Genomic DNA, 18,703 nt, shown 5'->3' with positions numbered 1-18,703 from the left:
AAAATCAGGTTGTCATACGCGGGCTTGACGAACTCTAGCGCGTCGGGACCGGCTTGTCGCCGCGATAGTCGTAGAAGCCGCGCTGGGTCTTGCGACCGAGCCAGCCGGCCTCGACGTATTTCACCAGCAGCGGACACGGCCGGTACTTGGAGTCCGCCAGACCCTCGTGCAGCACCTGCATGATCGACAGACAGGTATCGAGGCCGATGAAATCGGCGAGCTCGAGCGGCCCCATCGGATGGTGGGCGCCGAGCTTCATCGCGGCATCGATTGCCTCGACGTTTCCGACCCCCTCATACAGCGTGTAGATCGCCTCGTTGATCATCGGCAGCAGGATTCGGTTGACGATGAAGGCCGGAAAATCTTCCGAGACCGCGATCTGCTTGCCGAGCCTCGTCACGAAATCCTTTGCGGCGTCGAAGGTGGCGTCGTCGGTGGCAATTCCGCGGATCAATTCGACCAGCTCCATCAGCGGCACCGGATTCATGAAATGAATGCCGATGAAGCGCTCGGGCCGGTCGGTAGACGCGGCAAGGCGGGTGATCGAGATCGACGAGGTGTTGGAGGCGACGATGGCTTCGGGCTTCAGCACCGCGCAGACATCGTGGAAAATCTTGCGCTTGGTCTCTTCCTTTTCGACCGCGCTCTCGATCACCAGGTCGCACCCGGCAAGCCCGTCCACGGTCTCGGAGGAAGCGATTCGCGCCAGCGCCTGCTTGCGCGTGTCCTCGGTGATGATCTTCTTGGAGACCTGGCGCGACAAATTGCCGTTGATGGTCGCCATACCCGACTTCAGCCGATCGGCCGACACGTCGTTGAGCACCACGTCGAACCCGGCCAATGCCGCCACATGCGCGATGCCGTTGCCCATCTGGCCCGAGCCGATTACGCCGACCTTCTTGATCATAACCGCCATCTTGTCATCTCACCGGGGCGACGCTGCGAACCCCGCGCCTGCCCGTCCCTTTGTATAAACACTGGCCGGAATCCGTTCATCCGGCCGGCTGATTCAATCGTCATTATTTCCCGAGCTTGCCGATCGCCTCGGTCAGTTGGGGAACCACCTGGTACAGATCGGCGACCAGGCCGTAATCGGCGACCTGGAAGATCGGCGCGTCTTCATCCTTGTTGATCGCGACAATCACCTTGGAATCCTTCATGCCGGCGAGGTGCTGGATCGCGCCCGATATGCCGATGGCGATATAGAGTTCCGGCGCCACCACCTTGCCGGTCTGGCCGACCTGCCAGTCGTTCGGTGCGTATCCGGCATCGACCGCGGCGCGTGACGCGCCGACGCCGGCGCCGAGCGCGTCGGCCAGCGGCTCGATGTATTTGGCAAAATTCTCGCGGCTCTGCATGGCGCGGCCGCCGGAGACGATGATCTTCGCCGAGGTCAGTTCGGGACGGTCGCTTTTCGCGACTTCCTCGCCGACAAAACTCGACAGGCCGGGATCGGCCGCGGATGCGGCATTTTCTATCGCCGCGCTGCCGCCGCCGCCGGCCGCGGCGAATGTCGAGGTCCGCACCGTGATGACCTTCTTGGCGTCTTTCGATTTCACGGTCTGGATCGCGTTGCCGGCATAGATCGGCCGCTCGAAAGTATCAGGCGAAACCACCTTGATGATTTCCGACACCTGCATCACGTCGAGCAGCGCCGCGACCCGCGGCATCACGTTCTTGAAGCGCGAGGTTGCGGGCGCGACGAAAGCGTCATAGCCGGGGGCCAGCGCCACGATCAGCGCCGCCAGCGGCTCGGCCAGGTCATGGGCGTAGGCATCGCCTTCGGCGAGCAAAACCTTTTTGACGCCGGCGAGTTTGGCCGCAGCTTCAGCCGCAGCCCTGGTACCCTCGCCGCCGCCGGCGACCAGGATATGGACCTCGGCGCCGAGTTGGGCGGCCGCGGTCAGCGCCTTGTTGGTGGAGTCCTTTAAAACTTCGTGCTCGTGTTCGGCAATCAACAGCGTCGTCATCTAGAGAACCCCGGCTTCATTCTTGAGCTTCGATACCAGCTCGGCGACGTCCTTGACCTTGACGCCTCCCTTGCGGCCCGGCGGCTCGGAGGTCTTGAGGATTTCCAGGTGGGCTGTCAGATCGACGCCGTAGTCGGCCGCGGTCTTGTCGGCGATCGGCTTCTTCTTGGCCTTCATGATGTTGGGCAGGCTGGCGTAGCGCGGTTCGTTCAACCGCAAGTCGGTGGTGACGATCGCGGGGCCCTTCAGTTTCACGGTCTGCAGGCCGCCGTCGACTTCACGCGTCACTTTGAAATCGGAACCGTCGACTTCAAGCTTGGAAGCGAAGGTCGCCTGCGACCAACCGAGCAGGGCGGCCAGCATCTGGCCGGTCTGGTTGGAGTCGTCGTCGATCGCCTGCTTGCCGAGAATGACGAGGCCGGGCTTTTCTTCATCGGCGATCGCTTTGAGGATCTTCGCCACCGCCAGCGGTTCGACATTGCCGTCCGCCTTGACCAGGATGCCGCGATCGGCGCCCATCGCAAGACCGGTCCGGATGGTTTCCGAGGCCTGCGCCGGGCCGATCGAGACCACCACCACTTCGGTTGCCTTGCCGGCTTCCCGCAGCCGCAGGGCCTCCTCGACCGCGATCTCGTCGAAGGGATTCATCGACATCTTGACATTGGACAGTTCGACGCCCGATCCGTCGCTTTTGACCCGGACCTTGACATTGTAATCGACCACCCGCTTGACCGGCACCAGAACCTTCATCGATCCTCTTTCGCTTGCATTTTTGCGTATTGATCAGCTTGGGCGCGGAACCTAAAGGTCCCGCCTACCCCGGTCAACGCGCGAAGGCCAAAAATCGGCCCCGGCTGAGCGCGTTTAACGGTTCTGGCCGGGCACCCACAGCACGTCCCCGGCGCCGTTATCGTTCATCGCGCGGCTGGCGACGAACAGGAAATCCGACAGCCGGTTCATATACTGGATCGCGGCGTCGCCGACCGGCTCGTTGGGCTGGGCCGCGAGTTCCACCATGATCCGTTCCGCCCTGCGGCATATGGTTCGCGCCAGGTGCAGATAGGCCGCAGCCGGCGTGCCGCCGGGCAGCACGAAAGAGGTCAGCGGCGCCAGCTTCGCATTCAAGCTGTCGATATCGTGCTCGAGGCGTTCGACCTGGCTCGACAGCATCCTCAGGCGTTCCGCCTTGCCTTCGCGCTGGGGCACCGCAAGATCGGCGCCGAGATCGAACAGGTCGTTCTGGACGAGGCCCAGCATCGCATCGAGGTCGCGCGCTTGCGCCAGATGCAGCCGTACGATGCCGATGGCGGCGTTGGTTTCGTCGACGGTTCCATAGGCAGCGATGCGCAGATCGTATTTCGGACGGCGTTCGCCGCTGCCGAGCGCCGTGGTACCGTCATCGCCGGTTCGCGTGTAGATACGATTGAGGACGACCATGATCCATCTCCCCTTTAGCGCTTCAGCGCCCCATGGCCCAGACCGTGAGCATGGTGATGACGATCGCGACGAATTGCAGCAACACCCGTAACCGCATCAGCCTCTGGGACCGATTCGGCGATCCGCCCCGCATCATGTTGATCAGGCCCAATAGCAGCACCAGCGCAACGGCGGCAACCGCCAGGGGAAGAAGAATCGAGCTCAGAAAGGATGCCATCGGCGCTACATAACACCGCGTTGGGCGCTCCGCCATGATCCCGGCCGGCCGCGACGATGGTGTTACGATCTGGCTTTTAGCTCAATAATATCAGATGGTAGCGTAGTGTCGTCGCCGGAGAGTCTGTTGCATCGATGCGCCGGTCGAACCCCTCTTCCATCAGGCCAAGGTGAAATGTGAGGCAAGTCCGCTACATCTTTCACGTCACCATCGACGCGTTCTACACGTTTCTGGCCGATGACGGCTGGGCGATCGCCAGCCACATCGCGCTCTCGACGCTGATGGCGCTGTTTCCGTTCCTGATCGTGCTGACCTCGCTGGCCGGCTTTTTCGGCTCGAAGGAACTCGCCGACCAGGCGGTCGGACTGCTGCTGCAAGTCTGGCCAAAGCAGGTCGCCGATTCGCTGGCGGGCGAGATTCACGACGTACTGACGACAAGCCGCGGCGACATCCTGACCATCGGCGCGGTGCTCGCGGTGTATTTCGCCTCCAACGGCGTCGAAGCGCTGCGCGTGGCGCTCAACCGCGCCTATTCGGTGCTCGAACCGCGCCGCTGGTACTGGCTGCGGCTGGAATCGATCGGCTATACGCTGGTCGCTGCGTTCAGTTCGCTGGCAATGGCATTCATGATCGTGCTGGGTCCACTGATGCTGGAAGCCGCACGGCGGCATATTCCGCTGATCGTCGAGAGCAACGAAAACTATCTCAACCTGATGCGCTACGGCATCACCGTCACCGCGCTGATCATCGCCCTCTTCATCCTGCATCTGTGGCTTCCGGCGGGACGCCGCAGGCTGCTGCAGATCCTGCCCGGCATCATCTTCACCATGGTGGCGTCGCTGGTGTCGGGCATCGTGTTCGGGCAATACCTCGCGCGGTTCGCCAACAACTACGTCACCATGTATGCGGGGCTGGCGTCGGTCATCATTGCGCTGGTGTTCCTGTATTTCATCGCCGCGATCTTCGTCTATGGCGGCGAACTCAACGCGGCGATCATCAAGTCGAAGCTGCCGCACGGCGTGTCGCTTCACGCAGCACAGTCGCTAAAGCCCGCGGACTCACAGGCTTGACCAGAAAGGCGTCGGCGCCGGCCGCGCGCGAGGCCGCCTCGTCTTCGCCGCGGCCCGATACCCCGACGATCGCAATGCGGCCGAACGGCGCGCCTAACTGACGAATCCGCCTGATGGCCTCGATGCCGGTAATGCCCGGCAGCACCATGTCCATCAGCACGGCGTCGAAACCGCCCTGCGCGATGCGCTCGGCGGCAATCTCGCCGCGCCCGATGAATTCCGCCTGATGACCGAGTTCGGTGAGGATCGCATTGAGCACGACGCGGCCGAACGGATTGTCCTCGACGCTGAGAATGCGTAGCGCCCGTCCCGGGTCCGGCGAGGTTTCGGGACCGGCGCCTGCAACGGCCGGTTTCGACAGCTTCGCGCGGGTCAGGACCACCGTCAGCGTGAAGGTAGTTCCGCCATTGCGCCGCTGGGTCACGGCGATGTCGCCTCCCATCGCGCGCGCCAGTTGTTTCACCGACGACAGGCCCAGCCCGGCGCCGCCGAATCGCGACGCGATGCTGACATTGGCCTGCGAGAACGGGCGGAACAGGCGCTTGATCTCGCCGAGGGTGAGGCCGATTCCGCTGTCGGAAACCGCAAAGGCGACGCCGACCTTGCCTTTCACGGCACGGATCGGCGCCACCGCCAATGCGACGGCGCCGGCTTCGGTGAACTTCACCGCGTTGTCGATCAGGTTTTCCAGCGCGGCGCGCAGGCGCACCGGATCGCCGGTCACGAATGCCGGAAGCTGTTCGGAAATCTCGACCGACGATTGCAGGCCCTTGGCGGTGGCCCGTCCCGCCAGTGAATCGCCGGCGCTGCGCGCCAGCGCCCGCAAATCGAAGAAGTCCTGCCGCACGCCAAGCCCGGCGCCGCCGCTCCGCGCCGCATCGACGAACAGTGTCGCGAGGCTGGCGAGATGCTCGGCGCCGGCCTTGATGGTATCGGCCCAGCGCCGCTCGCGCTCGCCGAGGTCGGATGTCGCCAACAGATCGCTGATCGCCAGAATTCCGGTGAGTGGCGTGCGCACCTCGTGCGCAAACGCGGCCAGCGCCACCTCGACCATGCCGGGCGAGGCGGTCCTGGTGGCGCGCTTGTTCGGCGGCCGTTTTTTCGCAGGCCGCTTGGTGCGCCGCGGGCGCGATTTAGGCGCCATGATTCCCCCGACCCTGCTGGCCTCACCATGCCATGGCCAGGCTGGCGGAGTCACGCCGGACGATGTTTCGGCTCAGGCAAGGCCGACCAGACGGCGGATGCCCGTTGGCGTCGCTCCCGCGGCGCGGAGTTCCCGAAGGCCGGTAGCCGCGGTCGATTTCGAAAGCTTGCCTCCCGCGCCGTCGAGAATAAGGCGGTGGTGCCGGTAGGCCGGCTGCGGCAAATCGAGCAATCGCTGCAGCAACCGATGGACGCTGGTCGACCAAAACAGGTCCCGCCCCCGGACCACGTCGGTCACGCCTTGCAAGGCGTCGTCGACCACCACCGCGAGGTGATAGCTGGTCGGCGTCTCCTTGCGCGCGAGGATGACGTCGCCCCAGGCTTGCGGCCGCGCGGTCACCGCGCCGGTTTCACCATCGGGACCTTCGCCGTCTTCGATCCAGCCGAGATCGCCGGCGCGCGCGCATGCAGCGGCCATATCGAGCCGCAGCGCATAGGGCGCGCCCGATTCAAGCAGGCGCGTACGCTCGCCCGATGGCAGCGACTTTGCCGCGCCCGGATAGAGCGGCACGCCGTCGGGGTCGCACGGCCAGCGGGAATTCGCATCCTGCTGCGCCAGCAGCCTCGCGATCTCGGCGCGGCTCTCGAAGCTCGGGTAAACCAGGCCCTCGGCTGAAAGCTTCTCGATCGCCTGGCGGTAGCGGGCCAGGTGCTCGGATTGCCGCCGCACCGGCTGCTCCCAGGCGATGCCGAGCCAGCCGAGGTCTTGATAGATCGCGGCCTCGAATTCCGGCCTGCAGCGGGCCGTGTCGATGTCCTCGATGCGCAGCAGCAACCGGCCGCTCGCCTTTCGCGCCAGGTCGTCATTGAGCAACGCCGACAAAGCGTGGCCGAGATGCAGATAGCCGTTCGGGCTCGGCGCAAAGCGGAAGACAGGCGGCATCGATCGAAACTCGTCGTTGCCGGACATAGTAGTCTGCTTTAGGCAGACTACGTAGACTTGTCTGCGCTCCGGCAATCCATCTTTTTCACGAGACTCTGTTACGATAGGAGATGGATGCGCGGGTCGAGCCCGCGCATGACGACCTCAGCAAATTGAATCCATTCGCAATGACCATCCACCTCAACTCCCAGGCCGACCTCGAACACGCCGTCACCACGCTGGTAAAGCGCGACCCGCGGCTGAAACCGGTGTTTGAAGTTGCGGGCATGCCGGCGCTGCGGCGGCGCGAGGCCGGCTATGCCGGTCTCGCGGCCATCGTGTGCGGCCAGCAAGTGTCCACCGCCAGTGCCGCGGCGATCTGGGGGCGCGTGAGCGCGGCGTTCGATCCGTTTCATCATGATGCGCTGCGCCGTGCCCGCGCCGACCGCCTCGGGCGGCTCGGCCTGTCGGCGGCAAAAATCAAGACCTTGAAGAACCTGGCGCGCGAAATCGCCGCCGAACGTCTCAATCTCGACGTGCTGGCGCACGAGGACGCCGACGCCGCGCACAGCACGCTGACGGCGTTGCACGGCATCGGTCCCTGGACTGCCGACGTCTACCTGTTGTTTTGCCTCGGCCATGGCGACGCCTGGCCGGCGGGCGATCTCGCCGTGCAGGAAGCGGTCAAGCTTGGCCTCGGGCTCAAGGCGCGGCCGACCGCGCAGCAGATGGCGCCGCTGGCGGAGCCGTGGCGGCCGCTGCGCGGTGCCGCGGCACATCTGTGGTGGGCCTATTACCGGGCGCTGAAAAAACGCGACGGGGTGATCGCGGGAACGGACAAAGCGAAAGCCGTTCCAGGCAGGAAATCCACGGTAAAACGGCGGACGGCCAAAGCAGGGATCGGCAAGTGAATGCGCGGCCCGCCCTTTCTGCACGATCTCAAAGGGTATAGGTTTTAAAGGTCAGGGAAAACGCTGCAAAGACGGCTGGGTGCGAGACCGCGAATGCTCGACAAAACGGATGACATTTCGATCGCCACCGAGAATTGGCTGGCGCGGTTCGAAGACGCCCTCGCCAAGTCCGACGATGCCTTGCTGAACAGCCTGTTTCATCCCGACAGCCATTGGCGCGACGTGCTGGCCCTGACGTGGCGCTTCACCACGATCGGCGGCCGCGAAGCCATCGTTGCGGCGTTGAAAGCCCATAGCGGTCGAGCCGGGCCGGCCGGCTTCAGCCTCGATCCCGATCGGGCCGCACCCCGCAAGGTGGCGCGCGCGGGCACCCAGGCAATCGAGTCGATCTTCCGGTTCGAAACCACGGAAGGGCGCGGCAGCGGAATCCTGCGGCTGATTCCGGATAGCGCCGACGGCAACCGGCTAAAGGCGTGGACGCTGCTTACCGCGCTGGAAGAACTGAAAGGCTTCGAGGAACAGCTCGGCACGGCGCGGCCGCGCGGCAACGCCTATTCGCGCGATTTCCGCGGCCCCAACTGGCTCGATTTGCGTAAAGCCGCCGGCGAATATGCCGACCGCGATCCCGTCGTTCTCGTCGTCGGCGGCGGCCAGTCCGGATTGTCGATCGCGGCCCGGCTGAAGCAGTTGCAGGTCGACACCCTGATCGTCGACCGCGAGGCGCGGATCGGCGACAACTGGCGCAATCGCTATCACGCGCTGACGCTGCACAACCAGGTGCAGGTCAACCACCTGCCCTACATGCCGTTTCCGCCGAACTGGCCGACCTACATTCCCAAGGACAAGCTCGCCAACTGGTTCGAGGCCTATGTCGAAAGCATGGAACTCGATTTCTGGACCGGCACCGAATTCGAAGGCGGCAGCTACGACGAACAACAGCAGCGCTGGACCGTGACGCTGCGCCGGGCGGACGGCAGCCGGCGCCGGATGCATCCGCGTAACGTCGTGATGGCCACCGGCGTGAGCGGCATTCCGAATTTGCCGGATATCCCGTCGCTGAAGAATTTCGCCGGCACGATCGTTCATTCCAGCCGTTACAGCGACGGCGAGGACTGGACCGGCAAGAAGGCGCTGGTGATCGGCACCGGCAACAGCGGCCACGACATCGCGCAGGATCTGTATTCAAGCGGCGCCGAGGTCACGCTGGTGCAGCGCAGTCCGACGCTGATCGTCAGCATCGAACCGTCGGCGCAACTGGTCTACTCGCCGTATAACGAAGGCACGGTCGACGACAACGACCTGATCGCGACCTCGATGCCGCTGTCGCTGGCGCGAAAAAGCCACCGGCTGGTGACGGACCAGTCGAAGGAACTGGACAAGGACCTGCTCGAGGGCCTGCAGCGCCGGGGATTCAAGCTCGACTACGGCGAGGACGGCACCGGCTGGCAGTTCAAATATCTTACCCGCGGCGGCGGCTACTATTTCAACGTCGGCTGCTCCGATCTCGTGATCTCGGGCGAGATCGGCCTCGTCCAGTTTTCCGATATCGAAGGGTTCGTCGCGGAAGGCGCGCGGATGCGCGATGGCACGATGCTTGCCGCCGACCTGATCGTGCTGGCGACCGGCTACCGGCGCTGGGAGGAACTGGTGCGCAAACTGTTCGGCGATGATGTTGCCAAGCGCATCGGCCCGATCTGGGGTTTTGGCGACGACCAGGAAATGCGCAACATGTTCACCCGCACCGCGCAGCCCGGTCTCTGGTTCATCGCCGGCGGCTTGGCGCAATGCCGGATCAACTCGAAATATCTGGCGCTGCAGATCAAGGCGATCGAGCAAGGGTTGCTGGCGAAGGCGGTCTGACTTTCTTCCCTTCTCCCCTTGCGGGAGAGGGAAAAAGGGAGAAACACATGCCGACCATTCTGGGCGCAGGCGAGCATCGCTACCGCGTGGCGGAGAACTGGGCCAGGCTTCCCGGCGGCTGGCATCTCACCGACGTTGCTTCCGTCGCGGTCGACAGCAAGGATCGCATCTACGTCTTCAATCGCGGCGTCCATCCGATGGTGGTGCTGGATCGCGACGGTAATTTCATCACCAGCTGGGGCGAAGGGCTGTTCAGCCGCGCGCATGGGCTGCATATCGACGGCGACGACAATCTCTACTGCACCGATGACGGCGACCATACCGTGCGCAAGTGCTCGACCGGCGGCAAGGTACTGCTGACCATCGGCATCCCGCACCAGCCGGCGCCCTTCATGAGCGGCGAGCCGTTCCACCGCTGCACCCACACCGCGCTTTCGCCCAAAGGCGAGATCTATGTGTCGGACGGCTACGGCAATGCCTGCGTCCACAAGTACACCCCGGACGGAAAGCTGATCAAAACCTGGGGCGAGTCCGGCACCGATCCCGGCCAGTTCAATATCGTCCACAACATCGTCACCGACGCCGACGGCTGGGTCTATGTCGCCGACCGCGAGAACCACCGCGTCCAGGTGTTCGACGGCAACGGCAAGTACGAGACGCAGTGGAACAACCTGCACCGGCCCTGTGCGCTGCATTGCTGCGGCGGCAAGGCGCCTGTTTTCATTATCGGCGAACTCGGCCCCGGCATGGCGGTCAATCGAAGGCTGCCGAACCTGGGCCCGCGGCTGAGCTTCGTCGATTCAAAAGGCAACCGCATCGCGCGGCTCGGCGGCGAGCATGGTCCGGGCATCGAGACCGGCAAGTTCCTGGCGCCGCACGGCATCGCGATGGATTCAAGGGGCGACATCTATGTCGGTGAAGTCGGCGTCACCGACTGGAAGACCAGCTTTCCGGACACGCCGATGCCGGCGGAGGTTGCCGTGGTCCGCTGCCTGCAGAAACTGGAAAAGGTTTGAACGATCTTACACCGCGCGCTTGACCAGCACCGCATGCGGCAGCTGGGCAAAGTTCGCGTTCTCGTGGGCGATCCACAGCATCAAGCCCGAGACGGCGAGTGCGAAGACAATGACGGCGACCTTGAACATGGCGGCCTCCTCTACGAGGGATATAGGTCGCGCCACTCCGCACGCCAGTTCGACGCGGCCGGAGTCTTCCGGCGCCATGTCAGGATCGTTGCCATTTGTTCATGGAACCGGCCGCTTCATTCGGCCTTGAGATTGGCCGCCTTGATGATCGGCCACCAGCGTTCGGCCTCGGCCTTCTGGAACGCTGCCAAGGCCTCCGGCGATTGCTGGTCGAGCGGCGCGATCTGGATGCCAAAATCCTGGAAGCGCTGCTTCACCGGCGGACTGGCAAGCAGTTGCGACATGGTGGCGTTCAGCTGCGCGATGACGTCTTTTGACGTCCCCTTCGGCACCCAAAGCCCGTACCAGAGCGAGGCGAAGAAGCCCGGCAAACCCGCCTCGTCCGCAGTCGGAATATCGGGCAATGCCGGCAGCCGCGCCATGCCGGTGATGGCAAACGGCTTGACGCTGCCGGCCGAAAGCAGCGACCTGAAATTGGACGACGGTTCGATCATCAAATCGATATGTTCGGCCAGCAGGTCCTGCATCGCAGGACCATTGCCGCGATACGGCACGAACTGGAATTTGGTCCCGGTCTGCTTCTGAAACGAGAGTCCGGCGAGTTGACCGGTCGCGCCGACGCCGGCGATGCCAACCGATGCTTTGTCGGGATTGGCCTTGAGCCAGGCAATCAACCCCTTCAAATCATCCGCCGGCAGGCTCTTCTTGCCGACGATCAGCAGCGGTTCGCTACCGATCAGGATGATCGGCTCGAGGTCCTTCAACAGGTTGAACGGCAGCGCGTAGAGGCCGCCGGTCAGCATGTGCGTGGTCGAAGTGCCGATGCTCAGCGTGTAGCCATCGGCGGGCGAGCGGACGGCGCGGCTGACGCCGATACTGCCGGCTGCCCCGCCGATGTTCTCGATGATGACGGGTTGGCCGAGAATTCCGCGCATCTGTTCGGCGAGGTATCGCGCCAGCGTGTCGGTGGCGCCGCCGGCGGGGAATGGCACGATCATGGTGATCGGATGGGTCGGATAGGTCTGCGCCGCGGCGATGCCGCTCCACGCCAGCCCAAGCAGAGCCGGGACAGTCATCGCCAGCAGTCTACGCATGGAGTTCCTCCGGGATAGGTACGCAGATTTAGAACTCGCCGACGGCCTCGCGCCGCCGCCGCTCGGATTCCTCCGCATAGCGCCGCATCGCGTGGGCTTCGGTGAGGATTCCGATCGGCCAATGTTCGGCGCCGGGTTCGACCACCGCCAGCGATTCGGCTTCCGCGGCGTCGAAAATCGCGATGGCTTCCTGGATGTTCATGGCCGGATGCAGCACGACATCGCGGTAATGCAGCAGGCCGGCAAGAGCGCTGGTCGCCTCGATGTCCGGTGCGTGCGCGTCGGCCACCACCGCCAGCCCGACATAATGGCCCTCGGGATCGACCGCGACCACCTGGGTCTTGGATCCCAGCGGGAATTTGCCGCGAAATTCCTCGATCCCGATATTGGCGTCCACGGTGGCCACGTCCGGCCGCATCAGGCTCCGAACCGTGAGATCGCGGATCCAGCCGATATCCGCGGCACTGCGGATGGTTTCGCCGCGCAGATGGAATCGCCAAGTCGCGAACGAGTAACCGAACAGCTCGCGGGTGATCATCGTCGAGATCATGACCGCGACCAGCACGGCGGTGGTGAGCCAGAGATTGCCGGTCGATTCCAGTGCGATGAACGACATCGTCAGCGGGCCGCCGATCACCGAGGCCGATAGCGCACTCATGCCGATGATCGCGTAGACATTCGGATCGAGGTCGAGACCCGGCCAGATCGTGTCAAAGCCGGCGCTGAACAGCCGGCCGCCAAGCGCCCCCAGAAACAGCGTGGCAAAAAACAATCCGCCGCGAAAGCCGCTGCCCAGCGATATCACGGAGGCGATCGCCTTCAGCACGAACACGCCCGCAATAACCTTCAACGGCAGCGAAACGATGTTGGAAAAATGCAGCGCGCCATGCCCCGACGACATCACTTGCGGCGTCAGCAATGCGAGCAGGCCGACGCCGAGACCGCCAAACGCGGTGCGCAACGGCGGCCAGATTCGGCTCTTAGCCAGCAGCGTCTCGCACAGCGCCACGCCGCGCATAATGCCGATGCCGACCAGCGCCGACAGGATCCCGAGCAGCGCGGCGATGGCAAGATCGCGCCCGAGGATATCGCCGACCGGGCCGATGCCGATGCCCATCGACAGCGCCGCAAATCCATGGGTCATGAAATAGCCCGCCACCGCGGCGATTCCCACCGGCGTCAGGCTGGCCGGGGTGTATCCCCCGATCACTAGCTCAAAGGCATAGAACGCGCCGGCCAGCGGTGCCCCGAACGCGCCGGCAATCGCGGCCGCGGCACCACAGCCGACCATGATGCGCTGATCGACGCGGCGCAGATGAAAGCCGCGGCCGAGCGAGGCGGCAAGGCCGCTGGCAAGCTGGGTATATCCTGCTTCAAGTCCGACCGAGGCGCCGACGCCGCTGGACCAGATCGTCTGCAAGGCCACGATGACGCTGCCGCGAAACGACATCCGTCCGCCATGGAGGGCATTGGCTTCGATCGGATCGATTTCGCGCGCCGGCCGCCATCGCAGCAAGAGCAGGAACACTACCCCCAGCAACAACCCGCCGAGGCTCGGCACCAAAAGGGCACGCAGCGGCTCAATGCTGTCCTGGCTTGAAAGACGTTCCCGGATCGAAATGTTGAACAATAGCGCGTGGAGAGCGGCGACCGCGACGCTCATCGCAACGACCACCAATCCGCCGATGGTTCCGATCAGCGCTGCAAGGACGACCAGGCTCGTTTCGTGCGCGCGGACGAACGCCCGTAACCGGCGCGGGGCTTCGAGATAACGGGACGTCGGGGCCATGTCGCTTTGCGTCCATCCGCGGCCCAAACGCGCCGCCAGCCCCGATTTAGCGGTCTTCATGCCGGATATGCAATCGGGATGCGAACCGGCGCGGCGTCGGATAAGCCCCGGAACGCTCTTCACAATCCCGTCACGCTGCCTATAGTATGTCAACTCACGCTGCTTCGCAGCTCACATGGGGGCTCGCGCGTACTCCGCAAAAGTGAGTACCGGTTTTGCGAAATGAGTACGCGCAAGTTATAATTGGGAGCATTTTCTTGCGGCAAACCGGTTCCCACTTTGCCGGAAAATGCTCTGGAGGCGTTACTTGAACGCACATGTCTCGCAAGGCGGTTGGCCGGTATTGGTGCTGAATGCGGATTTCCGGCCGCTCAGTTATTATCCGTTGTCGCTCTGGTCATGGCAGGACGCGATCAAGGCGGTGTTCCTCGATCGGGTCAACATCGTCGAGCACTACGACCGCGCGGTGCGCAGCCCATCGTTCGAGATTCAACTGCCGAGCGTGGTGTCGCTAAAATCCTTCGTCAAGCCGACCACGCATCCCGCCTTCACCCGGTTCAACGTGTTCCTGCGCGACCGTTTCGTCTGCCAGTATTGCTCGGCCGACGACGACCTCACTTTCGATCACATCCTCCCGCGCAGCAAGGGCGGCCAGACCACCTGGGAGAACGTGGTCGCGGCGTGTTCGCCCTGCAACCTGCGCAAGGGCAATCTGACCCCGCAGCAGGCGCGGATGTTCCCGCGGCAGCCGCCGTTCGCGCCGACGGTGCATCAACTGCACCGCAACGGCCGGCTGTTCCCGCCGAACTATCTGCACGATAGCTGGCTGGACTATTTATACTGGGATACCGAGCTCGATCCGTAACAGGTGGCCGGCGCGCATGGGCCCCAGCCCGACACATCAGACGGTCATCCATCACGAGGGTGACACGGATTTTGACAGCAAAACCGTCGCCTGATTCCAAATCTCCGGCGCTCCTAGGTCAAAAGTGGATTATTATGCGCACGAGACCTTTGTCTCATCGCCCGGTTGTCGAGATACACAACCCCGTTCGAGGCCGAGCTATTGATGAATTCAGCGACAAAGGCGCGCCCGATATCGTCCTGCTCAATCGTGCCAAATGGTCCCGGAATCAGACGCCCCAACCAGGCTGCATAGCGCGGCGTGTGAGCATTGCCTGCGATAACTCCCGGACGAAAAATTGCCAGGCGTTGGAAGCCTATTCCTTGGACCGTTTCTTCTTTCAACCCCATGATCCGCACATAGCGAATCCTGCTTTTCGCGGTGCTTCCGGCTGCCGATAGCAGAGAAAATCGCGTGATACCCCCAGCCTGACAACCGCGGGCAAAGCCGCCGACCACGCCAATTTCGAGGGCCTTTAATTCCTCCTCGCTCCACTTCATGCTGCCTTTACCGACGCCAACACAGGATGCCCCGTAGACAGGATCGCCTTGCGTAACCAAGCTCTGCGCAAGCCTGGTCACTTCTGCCGGAAACTGGGCAGCTGCCGTATCCAAGATCACCTGCCGCACACGGGGATCAGCGGTGAGAGAAATCGCCCTGCGATTGACCATCACGACTTCAGCGCAGGACGGCTCTGCGGCCAGCGCGCGCACCACCGCAGCTCCCACCTGCCCAGTGCCACCGATGATCAAGACACGAAATGCCATTTTCCTTCAGCTCCGACGGTACGGCCGAGAACGACGCGAGGCTTTTTCGTGGCGCCGCGGCGATGACATCATCGTATCGCGAGACTTTCAAGATCGCCATTTGCGACGTAAGATCGCGATATGCTTCGCGCGCCCCCGTTCGCTGGAATTTGCGAGGAACATGCGCACCTGATTGGCCAGGAGACCCTTCATGCCCCAGCTGACCGAATGGAAAGTGCCGCCGGCGAACCAGCCGCGCCCGGGCGATTACAGCTTCGATCTCGATCGCGTACTTTCTTCCGTGGTCGGCCTGCATTCGATCATCCCCGCCGACGCCTTTAGCGCCGACAGTCTAGGCACCGAACGCGCCGGCAATGGCGTGGTGATCGACGATGGGCTGGTGCTGACCATCGGTTACCTGATCACCGAAGCCGAATCGGTGTGGTTGCATCTCGGCGACGGGCGGGTGGTGGAGGGCCATGCGCTCGGCTCCGATTCCACCACGGGTTTCGGCCTGGTGCAGGCGCTTGGCCGCATCGATCTCGATCCGCTGCCGCTGGGTTCCTCGGCGGAGGCCCAGATCGGCGATCGCGTGGTGGTCGGCGGCGCCGGTGGACGCACGCGGTCGGTCGCCAGCCACATCGTCGCCAAGCAGGAATTCGCCGGTTACTGGGAGTATCTGCTGGACCAGGCGATCTTCACCCATCCTGCTCATCCGAACTGGGGCGGCACCGGAATGATCTCAAGCCGCGGCGAACTGATCGGTATCGGCTCGCTCCAGCTCGAGCGCGAACGCGAGGGCAACGCCGAGCATGTCAACATGATCGTGCCGATCGATCTGTTGAAGCCGGTGCTGGATGATCTGCGCAAATTCGGCCGCGTCAACCAGCCGGCGCGGCCATGGCTCGGGATCCTCTCGGCCGAGATCGAGAACAAGGTCGTGGTGGTCGGCATTTCCGCGAAAGGGCCCGCCGCGCGCGCCGAACTCAAGGCCGGCGACGTCATCCTGGCGGTGAATGGCGAGAAGGTCGCGAGCCAGACGCAATTCTACCGAAAACTCTGGTCGCTCGGGCCCGCCGGGGTCGACGTGCCGCTCACCGTCTACCACGAAGGCGTCACCTTCGATGTGGTGCTGGCCTCAACCGACCGCACCCGGCTGCTTAAGGGCCCGCGGCTGCATTGAACGCCTGACAACATGCGGTACTGGAGCGCGCGATGAGCGAGGCGGTCGTCGATGACATCGTGGCCGTGCTGCCGCCGTTGCTGCAATCGATCGAAGCGCTCGGCTTCGTCGCCCGCCATCTCAACCCGCCGGATTTCGGACGCGTGATGGAAGCTGCCGGTACGCCGGATCAGGCATTGCGGGCTGTTCGCCCGCGGCTGGCCGACTGGCCGGCGGAGTTCGTGAGCGTACGGACCGCGCTCGAAGCGGCAAGCGATGCGGCACTCGCGGCGTTCGACGGTTTGCGCGCGGTACAGCACGCCAACGGCGATCTCGTCGCCGTGTTTCGCGCGTTGCGTTATGCTCCCCGCGCACAGGAGGCGCTGTATCCGCTGGCCGCGAGATTGCCGCCGATCAGCGGTTTCTTCATCGACCCTCCTCTGCGCGACGACGCGGCTCTATTGGCGCGCCTCGCCGAGCCGGCACGCGAAAACACCGGGATCGTCCACGACCACAACGAGCCCGGCAGCCGCGGCGGTTTCTCGCTTTATGTGCCGGAATATTACACGCCCGATCGCGCCTGGCCGCTGGTGATGGCGCTGCATGGCGGCAGCGGCAATGGCCGCGGCTTCCTGTGGAGCTGGCTGCGCGATGCGCGCAGCCATGGCGCCATCCTGATCGCGCCGACCGCGACCGGCGGCACCTGGTCGTTGATGGGCGAAGATGCCGACACGCCGAACCTCGCCCGCATTCTCGACCTGGTGCGAAGCCGCTGCAACGTCGATTCGGAGAAGCTGCTGCTGACCGGGATGAGCGACGGCGGCACCTTCTGTTATGTCAGCGGGCTGGAGAGCACTTCCCCCTTCACCCATCTTGCGCCGATTGCCGCCACCTTCCATCCGCTGATGGCCGAGATGGCCGATGCGCAGAGATTGCGCGGCCTGCCGATCTACCTGGTGCATGGCCGGCTCGACTGGATGTTTCCGGTGCAAGGGGCGCGGCAAACGCATCAGCTATTGCAGGCCGCGGGCGCCGAGGTGACCTACCGGGAGCTTGACGATCTCAGCCACTGCTATCCGCGCGAGATGAACGCGCCGATCTTGAAGTGGCTCGGTGGTGGACGATGAAATGAGTTTAGTTCGATCGATTTGCCCCCCGCGCTGGCACGGCCACCTCTCCCATAGGGAGAGGTGGACCGAACACGCGGGGAAGGGCCGTTTCAAACAAGATTCTCCGAAAGAAACGCGCTCCGCGGAGTGGTCCGTTTTCCACAACCGCACAAACAATCCGGTCGGAATTTATCGCCGTAAACTAAGGGGTTTGGCGAAGGAACCATCCGCCCTCGACAACGTTGTCCGCCATCACAGGAGGGTTTGCCATGCGCGTTTTTCTTGGAATGATTTTGGGCGCGCTGCTTTTGGTCGCGGGCGTCTACGTTTATGACTCGATGTCGACCTCGACCGTCGCCAACGGCGAAGTCGCGCAGGCCAACCGCACCATCGTGAACTGGGACGTTGCGGCTCTCGACTGGAAGGCGCTGAAATCGCGCGCCCATGACGACTGGATCAAACTGTCGTCGAAATAGCCGCGCCCGCACTCAAATAGCCGCGCCCGCACTCCTTGCCGTCGGCTGCCGCTATTTTTTCGCCGCGGCGGCCTTGCGCGCGTCGGCGATGACCTGATCGAACTCGGCCATGGTCAATATGCCCGGCACGCGAAACTTGCCGACGATAAAGGAAGGCGTGCCCTTGAAGCCGAACGCCGTGGCCTGATCGTTGTTGCGCGCGAGAATCGCATCGATCGCCCTGGCGTTGGCGGCAAGGTCGCGGGTGGCGCGGTCGACATCGATGCCTGCGCCATCGAGCAGTTCGCGGATGCGCGGCTCGGTCAGCTTCGAGCTGACGCCGATCAGCGCATCATGGGCCTTGACGTATTTGTCCTGGAATTTGCTGGCCAGCACCATCCGCGCTGCGACGATTGAGACCGGGCCGAGGATCGGCCAGTCCTTCAGCACCAGGCGGACCTTGCCGTCGTCCTGCACCACCTGGCGCAGCTCGGGCTCGATCTTGCGGCAATACGGACACTGGTAGTCGAAATATTCGACGATCGTAATGTCGCCATCGGGGTTGCCGGCCACCGGAATGTCCGGATCGCGCAGCACCAAGGCTTCGGTCAGCACCTTATCCTCGCCGTCTTGCGCCAACGCCGATCCCGGCGCGATGCCGATACCCGCCGTCATCGCGACCGCGCCGAGCGCACAAAGCGCCTCGCGCCGGGTCTGTAGCGGGTTCAGCCGCGCCGGATCGATCGATTTATGCATGTCTGTTCCCGCA

At 63.8% G+C, this 18,703-nt stretch carries 20 protein-coding genes; 8 read left to right on the top strand and 12 right to left on the bottom strand.

Annotation, left to right across the window (positions count from 1 at the left end; genetic code table 11):
* Positions 1-34: 34 nt before the first annotated feature.
* From E7813_RS21440 to E7813_RS21420, 5 genes are all read right to left on the bottom strand, one after another.
* Positions 35-916 (bottom strand): 3-hydroxybutyryl-CoA dehydrogenase, encoded by an 882-nt coding sequence (locus E7813_RS21440; RefSeq protein ID WP_291577262.1) that lies wholly within the window; start codon positions 914-916, stop codon positions 35-37.
* Positions 917-1,019: 103 nt separating this feature from the next.
* Positions 1,020-1,970, bottom strand: coding sequence for an FAD-binding protein (locus tag E7813_RS21435; RefSeq protein WP_291577260.1), 951 nt, complete (start codon positions 1,968-1,970; stop codon positions 1,020-1,022).
* Positions 1,971-2,720, bottom strand: coding sequence for an electron transfer flavoprotein subunit beta/FixA family protein (locus E7813_RS21430; protein ID WP_291577258.1), 750 nt, complete (start codon positions 2,718-2,720; stop codon positions 1,971-1,973).
* Positions 2,721-2,834: 114 nt separating this feature from the next.
* A complete protein-coding gene (locus tag E7813_RS21425; RefSeq protein WP_291577256.1) occupies positions 2,835-3,407 on the bottom strand; it encodes a cob(I)yrinic acid a,c-diamide adenosyltransferase in 573 nt (190 codons plus the stop codon).
* A gap of 22 nt (positions 3,408-3,429) precedes the next feature.
* Complete coding sequence (locus E7813_RS21420; RefSeq protein WP_291577255.1) at positions 3,430-3,624, bottom strand: twin transmembrane helix small protein; 195 nt, start codon at positions 3,622-3,624, stop codon at positions 3,430-3,432.
* A gap of 176 nt (positions 3,625-3,800) precedes the next feature.
* Here E7813_RS21420 and E7813_RS21415 point away from each other — a divergent pair, with 176 nt between their 5' ends.
* The gene (locus E7813_RS21415) at positions 3,801-4,694 is read left to right on the top strand and encodes a YihY/virulence factor BrkB family protein (RefSeq protein ID WP_291577254.1); all 894 of its coding nucleotides are present in this window, start codon (positions 3,801-3,803) and stop codon (positions 4,692-4,694) included.
* Here E7813_RS21415 and E7813_RS21410 read toward each other — a convergent pair.
* Both E7813_RS21410 and gluQRS read right to left on the bottom strand, forming a co-directional pair.
* A complete protein-coding gene (locus E7813_RS21410; protein WP_291577253.1) occupies positions 4,621-5,838 on the bottom strand; it encodes an ATP-binding protein in 1,218 nt (405 codons plus the stop codon). The two genes, E7813_RS21415 and E7813_RS21410, sit on opposite strands and share 74 nt — an antisense overlap.
* 72 nt (positions 5,839-5,910) lie before the next feature.
* Positions 5,911-6,807: a tRNA glutamyl-Q(34) synthetase GluQRS gene (gluQRS, locus tag E7813_RS21405; protein WP_291577252.1), complete on the bottom strand. Its 897-nt coding sequence runs from the start codon at positions 6,805-6,807 to the stop codon at positions 5,911-5,913.
* A 140-nt stretch (positions 6,808-6,947) separates the two neighbouring features.
* Here gluQRS and E7813_RS21400 point away from each other — a divergent pair, with 140 nt between their 5' ends.
* The 3 genes from E7813_RS21400 to E7813_RS21390 all read left to right on the top strand — a co-directional run bounded on the left by E7813_RS21400 (position 6,948) and on the right by E7813_RS21390 (position 10,546).
* Positions 6,948-7,670, top strand: a complete 723-nt coding sequence (locus E7813_RS21400; protein WP_291577294.1) for a DNA-3-methyladenine glycosylase 2 family protein — start codon at positions 6,948-6,950, stop codon at positions 7,668-7,670.
* Between the two features lie 93 nt (positions 7,671-7,763).
* Positions 7,764-9,530 carry an NAD(P)/FAD-dependent oxidoreductase gene (locus E7813_RS21395; RefSeq protein ID WP_291577250.1) on the top strand — a complete coding sequence of 589 codons (1,767 nt, stop codon included), beginning with the start codon at positions 7,764-7,766 and terminating at the stop codon, positions 9,528-9,530.
* 47 nt (positions 9,531-9,577) lie between these two features.
* Positions 9,578-10,546, top strand: a complete 969-nt coding sequence (locus E7813_RS21390) for a peptidyl-alpha-hydroxyglycine alpha-amidating lyase family protein (protein ID WP_291577248.1) — start codon at positions 9,578-9,580, stop codon at positions 10,544-10,546.
* 6 nt (positions 10,547-10,552) lie between these two features.
* Here the strand turns inward: E7813_RS21390 and E7813_RS21385 are convergent, their stop codons facing one another.
* From E7813_RS21385 to E7813_RS21375, 3 genes are read right to left on the bottom strand one after another with little or no spacing between them, the layout of a single operon-like run.
* A complete protein-coding gene (locus E7813_RS21385; RefSeq protein WP_291577246.1) occupies positions 10,553-10,753 on the bottom strand; it encodes a hypothetical protein in 201 nt (66 codons plus the stop codon).
* Between the two features lie 38 nt (positions 10,754-10,791).
* Positions 10,792-11,769, bottom strand: a complete 978-nt coding sequence (locus E7813_RS21380) for a tripartite tricarboxylate transporter substrate-binding protein (RefSeq protein WP_291577244.1) — start codon at positions 11,767-11,769, stop codon at positions 10,792-10,794.
* Between the two features lie 28 nt (positions 11,770-11,797).
* A complete protein-coding gene (locus E7813_RS21375; protein WP_291577242.1) occupies positions 11,798-13,558 on the bottom strand; it encodes a chloride channel protein in 1,761 nt (586 codons plus the stop codon).
* Positions 13,559-13,865: 307 nt separating this feature from the next.
* Between E7813_RS21375 and E7813_RS21370 the strand changes: the two genes are divergently transcribed.
* On the top strand, positions 13,866-14,423 hold the full coding sequence (locus E7813_RS21370) for an HNH endonuclease (RefSeq protein ID WP_291577240.1): 558 nt from the start codon (positions 13,866-13,868) through the stop codon (positions 14,421-14,423).
* Positions 14,424-14,536: 113 nt separating this feature from the next.
* On the opposite strand, the gene E7813_RS21365 is transcribed toward E7813_RS21370, so the two are convergent.
* Complete coding sequence (locus E7813_RS21365; protein WP_291577238.1) at positions 14,537-15,229, bottom strand: hypothetical protein; 693 nt, start codon at positions 15,227-15,229, stop codon at positions 14,537-14,539.
* 190 nt (positions 15,230-15,419) lie between these two features.
* On the opposite strand from E7813_RS21365, the gene E7813_RS21360 reads away from it, so the two are divergent.
* The 3 genes from E7813_RS21360 to E7813_RS21350 all read left to right on the top strand — a co-directional run bounded on the left by E7813_RS21360 (position 15,420) and on the right by E7813_RS21350 (position 17,955).
* A complete protein-coding gene (locus tag E7813_RS21360) occupies positions 15,420-16,391 on the top strand; it encodes a S1C family serine protease (RefSeq protein ID WP_291577236.1) in 972 nt (323 codons plus the stop codon).
* A gap of 32 nt (positions 16,392-16,423) precedes the next feature.
* Entirely contained in the window at positions 16,424-17,497 is a 1,074-nt protein-coding gene (locus tag E7813_RS21355; protein ID WP_291577235.1) for a phospholipase, read from the top strand.
* Positions 17,498-17,748: 251 nt separating this feature from the next.
* Positions 17,749-17,955, top strand: a complete 207-nt coding sequence (locus E7813_RS21350) for a hypothetical protein (RefSeq protein WP_291577233.1) — start codon at positions 17,749-17,751, stop codon at positions 17,953-17,955.
* 51 nt (positions 17,956-18,006) lie between these two features.
* Here the strand turns inward: E7813_RS21350 and E7813_RS21345 are convergent, their stop codons facing one another.
* Positions 18,007-18,690, bottom strand: a complete 684-nt coding sequence (locus tag E7813_RS21345; protein WP_291577231.1) for a DsbA family protein — start codon at positions 18,688-18,690, stop codon at positions 18,007-18,009.
* Positions 18,691-18,703 lie beyond the last annotated feature (13 nt).

This window comes from Bradyrhizobium sp. (assembly GCF_004799405.1).
Classification (GTDB): domain Bacteria; phylum Pseudomonadota; class Alphaproteobacteria; order Rhizobiales; family Xanthobacteraceae; genus Bradyrhizobium.
This window is presented reverse-complemented; position numbering and strand designations above follow the sequence as displayed.